This window comes from Sutcliffiella horikoshii (genome assembly GCF_044809035.1).
GTDB lineage: Bacteria > Bacillota > Bacilli > Bacillales > Bacillaceae_I > Sutcliffiella_A > Sutcliffiella_A horikoshii_G.
Genome location: NZ_CP085237.1, coordinates 3,997,813 through 4,016,055 on the forward strand (window position 1 = coordinate 3,997,813; position 18,243 = coordinate 4,016,055).

Here is an 18,243-nt window from a genome sequence, read left to right on the forward strand (position 1 = left end):
GCCTGCTCCTCCTTATGCCAGTGGGTGAATGTTACGTTCTTCCCATCTTAATTTGTCATCCTGCGTATTGGTTATCCTTACTAGGTCGGATGTGAAGTCGACAGGCAATGCGCCAACGAGAAGCACCTTTGTACAGGATAATGAAAGGGAGTTTAATAGTGAGTTAGATTGATGAATAAGTAAAATGTCTTCATACTGTGCTTTTATTTCCGTGACAACATAAGCAAGTTCCTTTTGTAAATTCTCCGTATAAAACGAGTATCTCAACAGGTCAGCATATGTTTCTCCTCTAACATTACTAAGCTTCTTCTCTAATAATCCTTTCACTTTGTAGGAGGCAAAAAGGTAGAAATGATCTTCAATGGAATCAAGTCTATCTTTTGCTTCTACTTCTCTAATCATGGTGTTTAAAGCACCTTCTTTTAAGCCTGTTAAATTTAAATAAGCATTATAAAGTTCGTGAAAGGCTGATTCCAAGGCATGCTCAAGCTGCGGATGACAGCCAAGCCCTGTGATGGAATAGATTTGATTGTGAGTATCACTGCTTCGTACAAGTGCCCACACAACAGGTATGTTTGCATCATTAGGTAGCAAATAGAATTCTAATTCAAAGCCTTCGAGAGCAAAAAATAGTGTTTGACTTTCATAGCCTTTTAAATTTTCTATTTTTATTATTTGTGCATGTCGAAACCAGGACTTGAAGAAGATATCTCTTTCATATGCTTCCAAGATGGAAAACAAAGCCGCTTCCTCGTCACAATTCCCAATAGCACAGCCATTGGAGCTTTCAATGGTGTATTTATTTCTCATCCCCGGCTTTAAGTATTGAACCATTTGTTCTGGCACATAGAATGATTCGCCGTTTACTAATGAATTAGCTTTCACCCAGTCTATTTCTAGGTCATGGTGATAGCTTACCAAGTGATATTTTTCTTTAGGGGTTTCTGAAGCATAAAGTCCGAACTTTTCTGGATTGACAACGGCCACTTTGTTCTGTAATTCGTTATAAGATCCCATGATGGAATCAGGAAGATCTAGTAGGCTAGAGTATCTTTCGGTGTATTCCATTAACGCTTTTCTTGTTGCTGTAGGTGGATGGTAATCAAACCCAAACCCTTGAATGGTAAAATATTTTCTATTTGCAACTGCGATCGAGGAGCCTGTATCCCTGATGACATAGCCACCATGGATATGAAATAACGCATTTTTCAGATCTTCAAGCAACAGGTGAGATGGTAACCGCTTACTGCTTGCTGAGTTCTTAATTAATTGTTTAACTTGGTCAAACCCATAGGAGAAGGTTACGGTCCGTTTTGAGATATGCAGATTCCATTCTTTATATTTCTGAACGTTTATTTTGAAAAACAAGATGCTTTTCTCTACACTCTCTATGTCTGGACATATGTAAGAGCTTGTAGGTACCTCTCCCGATAGTATCGGTGGATTAAGTGCCGGCTCTCCTTTTTTCTTCCTTTGTATCGTAATACTTTCATCATCCGAGACAAAGGAAATGTGGTAGTCACCGTATTCACCTGATCGAAAGTGTTTAGTGAAAATAGCATTAACTTCTTTATTGGTCATCATTGTACTAATTCCTCTGTTTTCTCAGGAGCCTTAAGCCCATTTAGGTGCAAGGTTAATAGGTAGCTTATAGTATTGACGGTTGGAGTCTTCGGGTGTGAATACGATTGATTATCTATAGCAAGATTCAAAAAATCATATGTTTCTTCTATTTCTACTTCTTGCTGAAATTTGATAAACCATAATTTCTTTACCAGCGTTTTGACTTTTTCCGTATCTATCTTTTCAATAGGTAGTAAATCAATGGTAGCCTTCACTTGAGAATGCTGTGCAAGAAGCTGGAGTAAATTATTGATTGCATCCTCTTCCTGGAAACCTATACTTACAAGTTCATTTTCCAGCCAGTCTGTTTGATAGGTCAAACAAACAAAAGGAAAAAAGTATTTATAATCAAAGGTTACTGGCCCTTTGTTTAATTTTTCATTTAGAAAATAGCTGTTTTTGAAATTTTTATAGTTAATATGGGTTTTCTCGATCATTCTTGTCGTATTTTCGTATATGGATAGATCAATAACCATTAGTGCTCTAACGAGAAGTGATGGTTCAATCGCTTTTTGTTGCATTTTCTCTAAAAAAACATGGGCAGCATACTCTAAGTAATCATTGCTCCAAACTTCCGAGTTGTGAGGATCAATCGCATAATTAGAGATATACATTTCATTTTGAAAAAATGTAACGTGCAGTTCAAATTTGCCCATTCTATCATTTACTAATTTAAGAGAACCGCCATCTATACTTTCAACAAGGTGATCGCACTCTCTTTTTAGAACGTGAATAAACGATGGAGGAGCTGAAATACGATTGATGCCATCAAAGGAAATCTCCTTCTTTTTCTCTAAGGTCGTAGCCATTCCTTTTTCCAATAGCAGTTGCACAACCTTCTGATCAAAGGCATGTTCAGAATCAACAGGTTCCCCTGCTTTCAATGCCTTAATAATTTCATAGACTCTATTCCTTGACGCTTCATTCAACACTAGCTTCAAATTTTTTTCTTTTGTACAAATGTAATAATCATTTTCTGTATCAATGATATATGTTGTTGGATCAAGAAAGACCTTCATCCGTATACCTCCTCCTTTTTAAACCTGATAGAGCTTAGCAAATAATTCATATAAAATTTGTCTAGCGGTTTGATGTTTAGGAGCACCAGTTTTTCATATAACACATTTAATATCCATCGGTTGGTGATTAAGACCGCATCCTTTAAAATTAATTTACTTAACTCGGGAATACCCATTGCAAGCTGATGCCTTTTGGATGATGTTTCCACCTTCTTTTCTATATGGGCATCGTCATGTGGCGAATGAAAATTCAGCACGTCGCGATTCACAGCATCCTTTATCTCTTGAAACATCATTTTCAGCTCTTGTGTTAAGGTATTATCCTTATCCAAGCTTTCTATTAAGCTCTCTCTATCATTCTCAGCAGCGTGATTAAATCTCTCTACAATCGCCTGTTTATTCTTTTCACTTAAAGAGTGTAATAGACCGAGGTAATGAGAAAGATGGGAAACAAAACCGTTGGAATAAAGTGCATGTTCCTTGGAGAGCACCGTATCTGGTAGATAGGACCAAAATGGTACCATGTCCTTTGTAATGGAGAGGATATGGTTATCCTTGCTCCAATAACTATTCACAAACCACCTGTCAAAAATTTGATTGATTTTCATATATATCTGTAATTGCTCCTCATTCTGAAAGTTGTAAAAATCCTTCCTTTTTGTAAGGAGAACCTTGTTTTGATGAACTTCCTCGAGCACATTCTCTTTCACAGCTATTTCTGCAACCTTCTTATATTTGTTTTGGAAAGCTTCCTCATCATACTTTTCTGTTGGGTGAGCAATAAGCAAGCTGTTAAATTCAGCGGAAATCTGGCTTATTTGACTGTGGGTAAACCATCCAAATACCGTTAGATGTAAGCCATTTTCAAAACTCTTCTTTAGAGATACTATTGATTCCCCTTCCAACAAGGTACGGATGGATGAATAGATAGGGTGATTGTCCACTTCATTTATGTAGATGTTCATTTCATAAAAGTTCATTGTATTCTCCTTTAATCTGCAATCTGTACTTCAAATTGTAGAAAATATATTTAACCAAGCAATTCACTTCACCCTCAAGCTGCTTATTGATCCCGATCACCCGGTTTAAGGTCATATGAATGATGCTGTTGAATATATAGTTTCTTCTTTCTACTGAAAATTGTTGATTGACTATGCTGGAGTAACACCTTCCTGCTTCCTTTTTTTTCTTAAAAAGTCCATGTTGATGTTCTTTATATAGTTCCACTGCCTGATTTCCAAGCGCCGTATAATAATTCCTGTTTGACTTAAACTTCTTTAAAAAACTTTCGTCTGTATTGGAATGGACATGCAGCTGTTCCAAATAGGATGCTGCGCTTTCATAGCTGTCATGAAAGTCGAATAATGTATATAACATGCAAATAATACCTTGTTCCGTTTCCTTTTTCATCTGCCACTCTTTTTGCAGGTTCAGTTGAAAAACCACCATTGTTTCATGGCAAAAGTATTGGTAAGCTTCTTGAGAAATGGTGCTTCCTCCATATCTGCTATGCTCGGGTTCAAATAAATGCGTAGAGTAATCCTTTACTTGCTCTTTCATTCGCAGATCTTCCAATGTTTTCATAAACAAATTCTCTGTATCCAGGCTTATCACTGATTTGTATCGAATTCTTAGGTGCGGTTTTCCTGAAAAATCCAAATAGTTTATGTAGAACACCTCTGAAAGTCCACTTTTATATAAATGGTCCAAGCATGAAATTAGAACGGCCTGCTTATGATTTTGATGGTAATAAATTTTGTAGTATTTCCATTCATGATCAATTAGCTTTTCGTGTGTCCCCACATCTGCTACTGGGACATTCTTAGTGGTATTTTGAACAGTTGGTGGTATGGTAACAATGTAATCTCTCACATAATTTCGGTTATTTCTAATGGTGTCATTTAGTTCAGGCGCTTCGATAAAAGTTAGATGGTTACTATATTTCACAGTCTTTTTAATGGCATCTAACACTAAATCCTGACCAATACTCGTATGTAGCATAATCGGTAACGTTTTATCCCCGTCAAGGAGATAAACATATTCTTCATTTAAGGAATGCTCTTCGACGAATTGCTTTAAGCGCTGCCGTGGTTCAGCTTTCAGTTCTTGCAATGGGATATTCCATCTTCGCGGAGAAAGAATAATATTTTTATACTGAATCCTTGGAAGATGCCTAAGCGTTTTCAATCTTCCCAGGTTTATATTGGATGGAACTTCACTAATGTATTTGCCAAACAAAGATAAGAAAAGAAGCGGTTTTTGTTCCACAAAATTGTTGTAGTAAAGCATGTGAGTAGAGACTGGTAACAATCGCTTGTTGTGTTTTCGACTTTTTAGATATAAGCCAACTGAATCTGCTCCAACGTAGATATCTTCAAGTTGGATGACATTGTCCTTTTTTTCACTTTTACAGGTGATATCAATCACATAATCTGGCTTTTTATAAGAAATACCGAGATCCGGATAATTGTTTGGTATTCCGTTTAATTCACAACTGATATAGTAGTCATCCGAATAGTATGTGGTTTCTTCTTGATGTTCTTTTAAGTCTAGCCTTCCAGAAAAGGAGGATGCTGTGTTTCCAAAAGAATTTACTCCCAAGTGATAGAGTTTTTTTTCGTTTTCTACCAAAACAGAGAATTTCATATCATATCCGTCTTTTAACTTATGCTGAAGAGTATTTTTATAAATAGTGGAGATGGCCTTCATGTCATCTTCATGAATCTCTAGCAAATGTTGATTGGAACTTTGATTGCTCCAAAGCTTATCCAGCATATAAGCTATAAATTCTTCATCCTGCTCCGAATTTTTATTTTGATTTTGAAAGGATGGCAAACCAATACCTTTATCACCATCTAGTAACTCAGTTAATTGCACTTCGTTAAAGAATCCATATTTATCAACAAACTTTAGATAATAGTGATTCCAAGCATTTGAAGTGAATTGCTGACTGAGATTTGCTAAAAGTGATAGATTTTCTGCCATTGCTTCTACTTCTTTCCTATCTAATTCTGAATGATCATCCATTTGCTTTTGATAGATAGAGTCGATGACAAGGTATTTATCAGATTCTACTAGTCTTTTCATCTTGCTGATGATTTCTAAATATATTGGTATTCCCTCTCCCACTTTCTGGATTTTATAGTTCTCAATCATATTGGAGATAGAAAGGATTGTGGAATATAGCTGATCATCAAGGAATCCTGAACTTGCTAATAATTTTTTTAGTAGATAATCGTCCTTGTCATAGAAAACTGTGGGCTGTAACTCACTTACAAGAAACTGGTTTTTCAATAGATTTTTTATCGTGTTTAGACATAGTAGCTTTTTCTCCGTATCTTCTGGCACAATATGGTTCACTAAATCTACTAACTTTATTGGGGAGATAGAATGGTTTACCAGGGTTTTGATAAGGGGACCTTTTTTTATTTTCAGTTGTTGTACGTTGTTTTCAAGGATACTATCCAAGTTATAGTGCTGACTGCTTTCTATTACTAATGGATTTAAGGACACCTTCATTTCAGAATTTATTCCTTGTGCATCTTCTATGATAGCTACTAGTTTTTTGTACCATTTAATAGACAGTCTGACTTTTTTTTGTTCTAATGCATGTTGCTCCACTATAGCTGTAGTAAATTTCCTACTAGATATACCAGAAAACAGCCCAAAAGGCATGGTTCTTGAGGACATACGTAGTAAGTACTTTACAAGTGATAACTTTGCACCAGCAGTAATTTTTCCATCTACTAATTGTTGGTATAGGCTAGTGCTTGCGATAAGTATTCTTTCTTTGATTTGACCTTGGTTTAAATAAGCAGCTAGTACTGTTTCAAGCTCCTCGTTGTTATTAAATATTGAATCCAGCACATCTATCTCCAGGGCTGGACTTCTTACTAAATAGTTGTCCGTTACTGCCATCTTTATGGACCTTCCCTTCAAGCAAATATTTGAAATGAAAGTTGAAAGCTCAGTTCAAGTTTGAACTGAGCAATCAGTAGAAAAGTATAAAAGCGAATTAGTTTTGAGTTACAACTACTGAGCAAGAGTTATGCCCTTGAGATGCTCCCATTGTATCAAGTACAGTTGCAGAAGAAACTTCGTACACCTCTAACTCTAGTGCGAAGTCCTCAACCATCAAGTTAAGTTCTTTCATCATTATCCCTCCTCTCCTGTGAACTAGGCCCTAAACGAATAATAGCATATGTCAAAATTATATGAATTTTCCAAAACCAGCTATATTAGACAGGTTTTCTTCTTATTTCATCTTCGAGAATATGATTTTATTTAAAATTAAGGAATATATCTTATTTAGAATGATTTTAATGGAATATGTAGGATAGGTTCGTAGGATCAAACATTAATGCGATAAATCAGGGCTGTGAAATTGTGTGGAGATGGGACAATAGTGTATTGGAGCCACGTGATTTTTTAGTTGTTCCCGTTTCAAAATTATTTTATAAAACCTTGCGGGAATTGTTGAGCAAAATCGAAAGGAAATCACGCCTTTATTCCCAATGGAAAAATTTCCGTTAAACAAACATTTGTTTAAATAAAACTATTCAAGAATATATTTAAGTCACACGAAAGTTATTTTTAGGTAATTAGTAGTAATAGGACATTCTATGAATCTAATCATCTATAAAAAATTAACTTTGGGAGGTGCACACCATGAGTAATCAAGTATACAGAATGAAAGAAATAGATAATGAAAAAAGCAAGGATTTTCATTCCTTAGAAAAGCAATCGATTCATAAATCCTTCCAGACACACGAAGCTGGCTTTTCGGGAAGATTTATTGTTCTTCCGAATTCAGAAGAGTTAACTGCTGAATCTGTTTTAAAGATTGAAACACCGAAAAAGAACAAAAACAAAGAATCATATAAAATTAGAATTGATAATCAAAGAGATCGAGAGAAATTAGAGTGAATCAAAGAGGAATATAAACTAACAAACACAAAAGCGAATCAAATCGTAGTGGCGTATAACAAAAAGAGAAAACTAAAAGAAGATATTGCACATGAATACATTAATAAAGAAGAAGCTAAAAAATTCAAAGATGCTATTTCGAAACTCTCTATTAACTTAATTAAATGTTTGCAGTCAGAAAGTGAATTTACTTTGTCTGATGAGCAAACGAAAGAGATTATTTCTGAACTTAATGTTCTCGAGACCTTCATAACTTCATTTATTCGTAGACATAAGATTGACTGAGTAAGCTAAGTTAAAAGGTCGCTATGTAATGAATATAGCCAAATAAACGTACCCACTTTTGCCATGTTTTAGCCCATCTATGACAAGTTTTTGTACCACGTCTACCCTGGAAAGGACCACCCTTCTATATAATTGAGATGCACCTTGCGGTGTAAATCAGTTATATAGAAGGTTTTTTTGTGACTAAGGATCGGGAAGTGGTGAAAAGGAATGAAGAACGTAGCACCAGGTAGTCATTGGATGAAGGGGTAACTGACCAGGACTTACAGGACTGCCTTAGTGCCAAATAAAAATACAGAAATACCCTAAAAAGGACTACCTGTCTGTGTTCCGGCTATCTAGACAACAAGATAATGAGGTTAAAAAAGGGGATACCTCATTGGACGAGCGAGAATTGCATAAAAAAGCATTGGGTATTGTTATTAGAAAAGTACGTAAGGAGTATGGATGGAAACAGGAGGAGATGGAAGAGTACACGAATCTTTCAGAGACGATGATTGGTAAACTTGAGCGTGGAGAAAGAGAGCCTTTAGCCTACACGCTATACAAGATCAGTCGTAATTCCCAAAAGTACATCAGTATAGACTTACTATTTCAAATGGTTGAGGAAGAGATTAATAGAATGCGTAAGGAGCGCTGAGTTACGAAATTACTAGTATATTGGTTACTCCGAAAACATACTCATTTATACCCCACCATTCCCCAGCAGCAATAAACCCTTATCTAACATACTTACTTTCATCATGAAGAGATTTGGATATAGATTATATTTAGATGGCGTCATGCCCTCTTTTAAAGGAGATGTTTATGGAAATAGTAAACGAATACCTAATTAATCAGCGTACCATCGCAATTCAGCCCCACCTTCATCCTCAGTATCAAACAAAAATCATTGACATGGAAGGCATCTACTATACTAGCGAACGGCCAGCAGAGATCCTGGCTAGAAGCTGTATCAAGTACGGTGCCACTTTTGATGGCAGACGTGACGCCGCCATGAAGCTGACTAACTTCATCCAGAAAACACCACTCTTAGTAGCAGAAGTATATAAGATTATTGCACTTCCAACGCATTCTCCAGAGCATAAAGACTGTGCTTGGATTATGTTTCATCAAATTATGGAAGTGATACATACTAAGCAATCCATATGTCGCCTGAAATTTCATAATTATACGGAGATCGAATTTCCAGTTTCTTCTCAAACAATAAGACAGCAAATACAAAAAGCCGCTGTCATCTATTCCATCTTTTGCACAGAACAGAAGATCAGCTACAGCTTTATAACCGACGGGAAGAAGCGACCGGTTCGGTAACATTTTGGGGATGGGGTGTTATATATGACAATCAAACAAGAGATACTATGTCCTGTTTGCCGGCAGCCATTTGCCAATAATGATTTGGTGAAATTAGATATAGTGAACACTGTTTATCATGTTGGATGTGAGGTTGAATTTGTGGCACCTTCGGGCGCAATGGATACTTTTAAAGAGATGTTGCAAAAGGTTTGGGTTTTTGATGAGGAATAACCAGGTTCATTAACAACAATACACTAATCGATAAAAGAGTTATCACGGAAATTCTAAAGGGGGGGAGAACTTTTTACTTATTGCCTCCTACTTTCAAACAAAGGCCCACTATTAAGCATAAAGTTCCAGCAAGTTCGGTGATGAGCGGTGGAAATCATACACCCTTATGGCCAACCCTGAATGACCAAATCTCTCTTCAATTGCACGTGGATAGCCAATATCCGGATACAATACCTTACTATCGAGCTGTCTCGTAATTAGCACTTATATGATCCATACCGAAAGGAAAGAATTCATTTTGTTCCTTAAAAATAGAGAAAGGTTAATCAAATAAACAATAGATCAGATGATAAGTTGTATTGTACTACCAAAATTAAGAAATAAGAAATATTTTTGTAAACTAAGATGGAATGCAGTTTAGGGAGCCGCTTTACTTTGTTATGGAGGTATACGGAAAATATAATTAAAAACAACTACATTCCTACCTATATAAATAGAAACAATCATTATTAGAGAATATATATTATAAAGTTGGCTTTAAAATGGAATATCTTTGAGTTGGAGGAGCTAAACAAGGATCTGATTAACGAAAATGGAACAGATATAAAGGATATAGATTAGATTTTTATGGAGCAAATCTAATTCATGATGCTAAATTTAATCCAACTACAAATGATAATCAGAATTTAAATGGGGTACTGCCTTGATAAGCAGCGAGAAACGAAGACTTTGCAGCTCTTAAACTACTGATAGAACGGGGCGCTAACGTTACATAAAAGAATAATCATAGGCAATTGTCCGTGGATAAAGCAAAAGAGTGGAGTCAAATTAGAGCACTAAATGTAGGGTGTGCATGTTCAATGAAGTCTGTTTGTTGACATTAAGGGGGATACCTTCTGGGTTTCTTAGTTAATTTATCCCAGGTTTCAATGAAGAAGCAGAAGAAGACTATGTTTTTTGCAGCAGGAAATATTAAAGGATCAAGGTTACTATCTCCTCGACCCTTTTCTTTTTTATCAATCTCTACTATAAAGATCTCTCGTATAGACCTTTTCCTCTACATCACGTAAATTATCAGATAATCTGTTTGCTACAATTACGTCTGATACGGTCTTAAATTCTTCGAAGTCGTTAATTACTTTTGAATTAAAGAATGTCTCCTCTTGAAGAGCCGGTTCATACACAACTACTTCAATTCCTTTAGCTTTAATCCGTTTCATAACACCTTGAATAGCTGATTGTCTGAAGTTATCTGAGTCCATTTTCATTGTAAGTCTGTAAATACCTACAACCTTAGGGGCTCTTTTAATTATCATATCTGCAATATGATCTTTCCTTGTTCTGTTAGCATCTACTATTGCTCCCATAATGTTGTTAGGTACATCTTCGTAGTTAGCTAAGAGCTGTTTCGTATCCTTTGGTAGGCAATAACCACCATATCCAAAAGATGGATTATTGTAGTGATCTCCAATACGAGGATCTAAACCAACGCCATCGATGATTTGCTTAGTATTTAAACCTCTTATCTCTGCATAAGAATCTAGCTCATTAAAAAAAGCAACTCTCATTGCTAGATAAGTATTTGCGAACAATTTAATAGCTTCAGCTTCTGTAGAGTTGGTAAATAAGATGTCGATATTTTCTTTATGTGCACCTTCCGCTAGTAAGTCTGCAAAAACTTTTGCCCTTTCAGACTGTTCGCCTACAACAATTCTTGAAGGATACAGGTTATCATATAATGCTTTACCTTCTCTTAAAAACTCTGGTGAAAAGATAATATTTTCTGTATCAAACTTTTTTCGAACTGTTTCTGTATAACCTACCGGAACAGTGGATTTGATAACCATTACTGCATCTGGATTAATAGATAACACATTTGCGATAACCGCTTCAACAGTTCTAGTATTAAAATAGTTTTTCTCCGGATCGTAATTTGTTGGTGTTGAGATAATTACATAATCAGCATCTTTAAAAGCTTTATAATTATCTGTTGTTGCAGTTAGATTTAGTTCTTTTGTTGCTAAATACTCTTCTATCTCATTATCAATAATTGGAGATCTTTTATTATTAATCATATCCACTTTTTCTTGAATAATATCTAGGGCAGTTACCTTATTATGTTGGGCTAATAATATTGCATTAGATAACCCAACATAGCCTGTACCTGCAATTGTGATTCTCATTGATACTCCTTCTTTCTCTTTCAAATTGTTTTACTTATTACTTGTAAAATGACAATGATAATTATACTTCAATTAGTAATTAAACATAGCTTTGATGAAATTCAAGTTCAAAAATATTAATTTGATTAACTACTAGGACGGAATGTTAGTTTTTCCTTTCTTCAAGAATTTAGAATTAGTAAATAATATGATAAAGAATAAGGTTAGCCAATACTGTATAAGCGCCGGCTCCCACCTTATAATTCCCATTACCATTACATAAAAAGCTAAAATATAAAGTGAAATAGATCTAATATTTTTTTTCGATAAGTAATTTCTATATGCAATAGATAAATAAAGTGAAAATATTAACGAATTAATTATTATTCCTATTACTCCTCCATCTCTATAGAATACATATAGCATAGTTGGGAGGGCATTAAAGATTAACCCTTCCCCAATGTATTGAAAGGGTTCTAATTCATCTATTATGATTCTTGGAGGCAGATCTATAATGTTCTCACTAAAATTTTTCCAAATAAGCTCTATTGGAAGAAATAAACCTCCAACAAATCCTCCTCCGTAAAGAAAACCACTATTAAAATTACTATTCTCTATTAGAGTAGTAAAATAAACTATAGGGAGACGGAAATAGTTCAGCATTTCAATAATTATTTGATTATCAGTTATTGAAAAATTATTATCACTTCTCATCACAGTAAATACTACACCCATGAAAAATATTAATACAATTATATTTCTTAGTTTTTTCTTCCTATTTCTTATAGTTCGATGATAAGTATCATTAACAATATATTTGATATCTTTCATTTTTAATAAAAGGATTGCACCAATAATAATTATTGCAAACCTAAATAACATCATTCTACCACCAGTAAGAAATGCATAATATATTCCAATTAAAAATAAGAATATAAGTAATTTATTATTCTTTAAACCAATCATATAAAATGAAATTAATATTATAAATAAGGCTAAAATTAACGAATTAGCAAACCACTGGATAAATATCGTTTCAATTCCAGAATTAAATAAGCTATTTTCAGTTCCTACCGTTTCAGTATAAATCATTCTTCTAATTAATGTTAAATCGCCATTTAATACATGTGTTAATACTCTTCTGAAAAAAAAGGATAATAAGATAAAAACGACTATTAAAATAAACCAAAAATTCCCATAATTAATCTTATCACTAACAACGGTCCTATTACCTTTATAATTCTTGGATGAAGGCATAAAAAATAAAAAACCAATATTCATAGAAATCATAAAAAATAATATATATGATTGAATATATTGTATATAAACAATATTTTTATTAATTAAATATGGATATGATACTAGAGCTATTATTATCCATAGTAAATTAAAAATTAGAACTAAATAATTAATCTCTTTATTTTTAGTGAATATTATTGTCATAAAAAAAATGGATGATACTAAAATAAACACAATTAAATATATAGTCATTATCTCTCCCCAAACTTTTTCTAACTACTTAAATGTATTATTCAATTTTTCAAACTTATATCTCACCTTGGTTCCAAACTCGTTTAGGTATAGGGACATATATCGCAATTTCAATAACTATTCTTTTGAGACGCATTGCGCATTGAATAGCTCACTGTCTAAAGTTATCGAAGCTATTTTCATGACAAATCGCTAAAGAGTGATTAATTGGGTTATTAAAAATGGTTTCCTCTTCGTGAGTTAAGTCTAATTCCTTCTATAATATGCTTCTCACATTCATCTTTTTACTTTTGCATATAGATCTACCTCACTAAAAATAATATCGTAACGTAAGATAGGTGCCGCATATATTTAAACGCTTTACTCATTTTGTATTTGCAATAAAACAGTAATCTCCTCTTTTAAAGCACTTTGAACAAAAAATGAGCAAACACACCCTCAGCTCTTAATAATTGTCCCCCCAAAGATATTACGATATGATAAGGGAATCATATTACACTTATAAACTAGGTGAAGATGTGATAACGTTACAAATACTCTTAAGAATGGATTGGTTTAATTACCACTATTGTATTTGGATTAATGAATAACACACTACTAATAACCAATTCAATTGAGCAGATATTAAAATAGCTTACTCTTTATACTTAAAATTATTATGAATTGCAGCTGTTATTGGTTATTGTCTATTCTAAGTTAATCTTGTCTATGATATCACAAGCCATTGCCTTTATTATTTTGAGCCAGTAATACAACGTAATTTGTTTTTAAAATTATTATCAAAGAGAACTTTGATTCTCCCTTACTTTATCAAATCTTCTACTAATAAATATCGTGATAAAAATTAATATAACATTTAATAGTCCGCTAGAGGCTCCAAAAAAAGCAATTGAAATGATATCACTTGAAAATATTAAATAACCAATTGCTAACATCTTTACACGAATCACCAATGAAATAATTGTATATATTAAATGGAGTCTTTGGGCAGATAAAACAGGTAACGTTCTTAATGCTGGTTGAAGAATAAATGATGAAAAGCTCCATAATCCTATCCACCTCGCATATTCTCCCGCCACTATCCAACTAGAACCAAATACAAAACTAAATAGTTGAGGACCAAAAATAAAAATAATACCAAAAGGAATAATTGCAATGACTATTAGTATCAATGTTGCCTTTGTTAATAACTTTGTGACAGTATTATTATCATTATTATTAACATTATTATTAGCGACATTAGAAATCTTAGGATAAAATACGTCACCAACTGATTTTCCAATTAATTGTGTGGGAATACTCAAAACTGTTCTTCCAATATTATAAAAACCTACCGAAGCAGGCCCAAAGAAACTTGCTAATAACAAAATTGGAAAACCCTCTGAAATTGAAGTTAGAAATGCTTGAGGAGCCCTATATATAGGAAAATCTTTATAACTATTAGCAAGCCTTTTTATTGAAGATTTGCTTTTAAAAATATTTAAAGAAATTTTATATTTTGATTTCCTGGTAAGCATCAATATCAAAAGAGCTTTTAAACCTTGTGTTAGAGCGGAGAACAAAATCAATACAGATGCTATTGGATAAAAGAATCCTACTCCCACTTTCCCACCATTTACAATTACTGCTTGTAAAAAAGTCACTTTTGCTGAAATGCCAAATTGATTTGTTCGGATTAACCACTGTTCTGTAACTTGTAACAGACCTGAAAACAAAATAACAATTGGTATTAGATACAAATATGAAGCAATTTCCTCTATTCCAAATATATTTATTATCAAATCATTTACAAACAATAATATTAATGAAATTACTATAGAAATTATTGTTGTTATTAGCAACGATAATCTTATTAATCCCTTTGCGTCATCATTATTTTTGGGTAGTACGATAGCAATTGGTATAGTTAGAGCTGATACAGGCCCAATAATAGAAATAATTGCCATGAATGTGCCCATTGAACCATATGCTTCAGGACCATACAGCCGTGTAATAATAGGTGATAGCAGCATGCCTATTATTTGAGCTGCTGCAGTCCCTGATGATAATATAATTACATTTTGAATAAATGGTCTTTTAGTAAATTGAATTATTTTATCTTTCAATTCCAAATTCCTTTATCTTTTATTCTGTTTGAACTGATTTGAACTTTTTAAATCCAAAGATTATAAACAATTATTCTCAAAACTATTAACACTAAGTAGCTTTACTTAGTATTAATCCAAAGCAAGCTCTAAATTATTTACCATTACCCTCAAACAAAAGTTGAGTTAAATACTTTTTTACAAAACAATCTTTTCTATAGGCATTGAACTATACCTTAAGATAAATAATTCTATTCTCCGTTATAAAATAAAAGTTATAAGGGTTATTAATTTTTTTTACTTATCAACATTTTTTATTCTTTGTTCCACGAACAATTGCTTCTTTGTTTATCACCTAATAATTCATTAATTCACATTTAAAATTACGATATTTTTTTATAGATATGATTTGCAACAAGATAACTAATGTCTACAAAATTTGATAATATTTTATCTTTTCCACAGAATTTACTATATACTTTTAACTTGTCCTTTAAATTAAATTTAATAGAATTTAGAACATCAAACGTTGATTCTTTAACTACCCTAGAGAAAATATCCCTATTAAATTCATTATTATTATTTTGATCTATAAGTTTATTTACCACATTGGGTATGCTTTTCAATGTATCATAACTAACATTTTTGCTAAAGAAATCATTAAATATGCTTAATTCTTTTTCTGAAAGATGGAAATTATAGTGTTTTAAAATATCTAACTGTATGGCATTTATTATTTCTTGTCTTGCTGCAGACTTATTTTTTTTTGACTTCGCAGTAATGTTAGAATGGCTAATTCTATACTTTATTAGTATCTCAGGTAGTATGAATAATTTCCCGATTTTAGAGACTTGTACGAAAAAATCGTAATCTTGCACAACAAAATAACTAGGATTATATTTTATTTTAAAATTATTTATTGACTCTAAACGGATAAAAGCAGTTGAATTACATATTCTATTTAAAAATATTAATCCCGCCTTTATTTCTTGATCGATAGTAAATTTAGAGATAACTTTTTTATTAAATTTCCCACCGATTAACTGATAATTACTACCTAAGACATCTATATCCTTGTTTTTTTCCATAAATTTAACTTGGACTTCTATTCTATTTAAGAAAGCTATATCATCAGAGTCCATAACAGCCAAATATTTCCCCTTGGCCTCTTGTAATCCTAAATTTCGAGTATAAGGTATACCTTTATTTTCGTTATTTCTTATTAACCTTATTCTATTGTCATTAAAAGAATTGATTATATCTAAAGAATTGTCAGTCGAACCATCGTCCACAATTAATATTTCTAAATTTTTATAAGTTTGATCTATGATACTATTTATACATTCTTTTATATTCTTTTCGGAATTATAAACAGGAATAAACACAGTTACCTGAGGTTGGTACAATTTTTATCACGCCTTAAACTAAATTTAAATTCTGTTTTATTTCTCATATAAACTAAAATTTTATACTAAGGAGAAAGCAATTTTCAACAACCATATTGTTATTTCATATATCATTGATAAATCTATTAATAATTTACCCCTTAATAGTCTAAGTTAGTATATGGATAGTGTTTGGATTAATTTCTTGTAAAGAAAAAATGAATCAAGCAAATCATCAGTATGAAAACAAGTAGTAACTGTTTCCATACCTTAAGAATAACCGCTTAAGAACTAATCCGATAAATAACATAATTGGTGTTAAGAATAAGAGAAAAGACTAACTATTTGGATCATAACCAAAAATAGTTTTCTCAATATTAAGAAAACTTAACTATTTAATGCTTTTTAAAGTATAATTTCCGACAATAAAAGTAAGCTCTCTCCTTATTAATATACAAGAATTTTTGCGTTTTTTTCTAAGCCTTATAAAATTTATATTAACGTCAAATATTTAATTACCTAATCTTCATAATCCTTTTTACATATTTAATTTCTGACAACTACATGATATAACTAATTTTATATACTATGCACTTCCTTCATTTTTCTCTCTGTTAAATTCACTTAATGTTTCTGAGATTACTTGGTCATATTTAGTTACAGCATTATCGACACTAAAAAAAGAAGCTCTTCTTTTTAAAAATTCCTTATTTTCATGATTATTAAGTTGATTAATAATAGCCTTTTTCAAATTAAGTTGATCTCTTGTAGGAACTAACTCCCCATATTTCCCATCATCCAATATCTCTCTCGGACCATTCGGGCAATCTGTCGAAACAACCGGGGTTCCACATGCTAAGGCTTCAACTAGTACTGTTGGTAACCCTTCTAAATCAGAAGACAAAACAAATAAAGATGAATTACTTAGGTAACAATAGGGGTTATTAACAAAACCTGGCATATCTACAACATCTTTTATGTTCAATTGAATAACCAATTCTTCAAGTTCTTTACGTTGTGAGCCTTCACCAAGAATAATTAACCTTGAAGAAGATTCCATTTTATTTACCTCGGAAAAAGCTTCAATTAACAGCTTAAAGTTTTTAACAGGTTCTAACCTTCCAACTCCTAAAATCACTTTGTATTTTTTACTGTTTTTGCTATCAAACCATTTATGATTGACCTCTTCCATCGTTAGCTTTTCAATTTGGGTATCAACAATTGGGTTATATACATGATTTATTTTTGTTCGATTATTATTAATTACTCTTTGCAAATCACTTTTTACCCCTTTTGAAACACAAACAACTTTATTAGCATATTTGTATGTTATTCGCATAAAAAAGGGAATCAATCTCCTACTTAATTTGTCTTTTCTGTATTTAATTGATGGAGTTGAATGCTCGACTACGATTAATGGAAACTTCTTTCCCGATAAAAACTTCGTAATTATAGAAACAATATTAGTTAAACTCATATTTGAAATCATTAAATCAGGAGGATTCTTTCTAGTATATCTAATTAATTTTGGTATTGAAGAGGACAAACTATTACAATTAAGTACCTCAATTCTAATGTCTTTATTTAGATTATATTTTATTTGTTTTTTCAATAGCAATAAGGTTACTTCATATCTGTTAACATCTAAATTATTTGCCAAAGTAGCAACTATTCTTTCAGCACCGCCACCATCTAATGTAGGTATAAAAATTAATATTTTATATTTCATTGATCTCCCTCA

The 18,243-nt window shown here is 32.5% G+C and carries 14 protein-coding genes; 4 read left to right on the plus strand and 10 right to left on the minus strand.

Features of this window, described 5'->3' with window-relative positions:
- Positions 1-12: 12 nt before the first annotated feature.
- From LG307_RS20490 to LG307_RS20510, 5 genes are all read right to left on the minus strand, one after another.
- Positions 13-1,584 carry a YcaO-like family protein gene (locus LG307_RS20490; RefSeq protein ID WP_404445947.1) on the minus strand — a complete coding sequence of 524 codons (1,572 nt, stop codon included), beginning with the start codon at positions 1,582-1,584 and terminating at the stop codon, positions 13-15.
- Complete coding sequence (locus LG307_RS20495; protein WP_404445949.1) at positions 1,581-2,642, minus strand: hypothetical protein; 1,062 nt, start codon at positions 2,640-2,642, stop codon at positions 1,581-1,583. The genes LG307_RS20490 and LG307_RS20495 overlap by 4 nt, the downstream gene beginning before the upstream one ends.
- Positions 2,639-3,622 carry a hypothetical protein gene (locus LG307_RS20500; RefSeq protein WP_404445951.1) on the minus strand — a complete coding sequence of 328 codons (984 nt, stop codon included), beginning with the start codon at positions 3,620-3,622 and terminating at the stop codon, positions 2,639-2,641. The genes LG307_RS20495 and LG307_RS20500 overlap by 4 nt, the downstream gene beginning before the upstream one ends.
- Positions 3,609-6,560, minus strand: a complete 2,952-nt coding sequence (locus LG307_RS20505) for a thiopeptide-type bacteriocin biosynthesis protein (protein ID WP_404445953.1) — start codon at positions 6,558-6,560, stop codon at positions 3,609-3,611. Before LG307_RS20505 ends, LG307_RS20500 begins: the two co-directional genes overlap by 14 nt.
- A gap of 97 nt (positions 6,561-6,657) precedes the next feature.
- The gene (locus tag LG307_RS20510) at positions 6,658-6,798 is read right to left on the minus strand and encodes a hypothetical protein (protein WP_404445956.1); all 141 of its coding nucleotides are present in this window, start codon (positions 6,796-6,798) and stop codon (positions 6,658-6,660) included.
- Positions 6,799-7,310: 512 nt separating this feature from the next.
- On the opposite strand from LG307_RS20510, the gene LG307_RS20515 reads away from it, so the two are divergent.
- The 4 genes from LG307_RS20515 (at position 7,311) to LG307_RS20530 (ending at position 9,380) form a co-directional block, all read left to right on the plus strand.
- Entirely contained in the window at positions 7,311-7,568 is a 258-nt protein-coding gene (locus LG307_RS20515) for a hypothetical protein (RefSeq protein ID WP_404445959.1), read from the plus strand.
- Between the two features lie 664 nt (positions 7,569-8,232).
- Positions 8,233-8,493, plus strand: a complete 261-nt coding sequence (locus LG307_RS20520; protein WP_404445962.1) for a helix-turn-helix domain-containing protein — start codon at positions 8,233-8,235, stop codon at positions 8,491-8,493.
- 167 nt (positions 8,494-8,660) lie between these two features.
- A complete protein-coding gene (locus LG307_RS20525; RefSeq protein ID WP_404445965.1) occupies positions 8,661-9,167 on the plus strand; it encodes a competence protein ComK in 507 nt (168 codons plus the stop codon).
- 24 nt (positions 9,168-9,191) lie between these two features.
- Positions 9,192-9,380, plus strand: coding sequence for a hypothetical protein (locus tag LG307_RS20530; RefSeq protein WP_404445967.1), 189 nt, complete (start codon positions 9,192-9,194; stop codon positions 9,378-9,380).
- A gap of 1,016 nt (positions 9,381-10,396) precedes the next feature.
- Here LG307_RS20530 and LG307_RS20535 read toward each other — a convergent pair.
- The 5 genes from LG307_RS20535 to LG307_RS20555 all read right to left on the minus strand — a co-directional run bounded on the left by LG307_RS20535 (position 10,397) and on the right by LG307_RS20555 (position 18,231).
- Complete coding sequence (locus tag LG307_RS20535) at positions 10,397-11,563, minus strand: nucleotide sugar dehydrogenase (protein ID WP_404445969.1); 1,167 nt, start codon at positions 11,561-11,563, stop codon at positions 10,397-10,399.
- Positions 11,564-11,695: 132 nt separating this feature from the next.
- Positions 11,696-13,033 carry an O-antigen polymerase gene (locus tag LG307_RS20540; protein WP_404445972.1) on the minus strand — a complete coding sequence of 446 codons (1,338 nt, stop codon included), beginning with the start codon at positions 13,031-13,033 and terminating at the stop codon, positions 11,696-11,698.
- A 779-nt stretch (positions 13,034-13,812) separates the two neighbouring features.
- Positions 13,813-15,138 carry a lipopolysaccharide biosynthesis protein gene (locus LG307_RS20545; RefSeq protein WP_404445975.1) on the minus strand — a complete coding sequence of 442 codons (1,326 nt, stop codon included), beginning with the start codon at positions 15,136-15,138 and terminating at the stop codon, positions 13,813-13,815.
- Between the two features lie 362 nt (positions 15,139-15,500).
- A complete protein-coding gene (locus LG307_RS20550) occupies positions 15,501-16,523 on the minus strand; it encodes a glycosyltransferase family 2 protein (protein WP_404445978.1) in 1,023 nt (340 codons plus the stop codon).
- Positions 16,524-17,088: 565 nt separating this feature from the next.
- Positions 17,089-18,231, minus strand: a complete 1,143-nt coding sequence (locus LG307_RS20555) for a glycosyltransferase (RefSeq protein WP_404445981.1) — start codon at positions 18,229-18,231, stop codon at positions 17,089-17,091.
- Positions 18,232-18,243 lie beyond the last annotated feature (12 nt).

Bases quoted from the DNA above. Each gene is read 5' to 3' on its own strand.
- LG307_RS20530 (WP_404445967.1), top strand. From the start codon at position 9,192: ATGACAATCAAACAAGAGATACTATGTCCTGTTTGCCGGCAGCCATTT.
- LG307_RS20505 (WP_404445953.1), bottom strand. From the start codon at position 6,560: ATGGCAGTAACGGACAACTATTTAGTAAGAAGTCCAGCCCTGGAGATA.
- LG307_RS20525 (WP_404445965.1), top strand. From the start codon at position 8,661: ATGGAAATAGTAAACGAATACCTAATTAATCAGCGTACCATCGCAATT.
- LG307_RS20555 (WP_404445981.1), bottom strand. From the start codon at position 18,231: ATGAAATATAAAATATTAATTTTTATACCTACATTAGATGGTGGCGGT.
- LG307_RS20495 (WP_404445949.1), bottom strand. From the start codon at position 2,642: ATGAAGGTCTTTCTTGATCCAACAACATATATCATTGATACAGAAAAT.
- LG307_RS20500 (WP_404445951.1), bottom strand. From the start codon at position 3,622: ATGAACTTTTATGAAATGAACATCTACATAAATGAAGTGGACAATCAC.
- LG307_RS20490 (WP_404445947.1), bottom strand. From the start codon at position 1,584: ATGATGACCAATAAAGAAGTTAATGCTATTTTCACTAAACACTTTCGA.
- LG307_RS20535 (WP_404445969.1), bottom strand. From the start codon at position 11,563: ATGAGAATCACAATTGCAGGTACAGGCTATGTTGGGTTATCTAATGCA.
- LG307_RS20540 (WP_404445972.1), bottom strand. From the start codon at position 13,033: ATGACTATATATTTAATTGTGTTTATTTTAGTATCATCCATTTTTTTT.
- LG307_RS20510 (WP_404445956.1), bottom strand. From the start codon at position 6,798: ATGATGAAAGAACTTAACTTGATGGTTGAGGACTTCGCACTAGAGTTA.
- LG307_RS20515 (WP_404445959.1), top strand. From the start codon at position 7,311: ATGAGTAATCAAGTATACAGAATGAAAGAAATAGATAATGAAAAAAGC.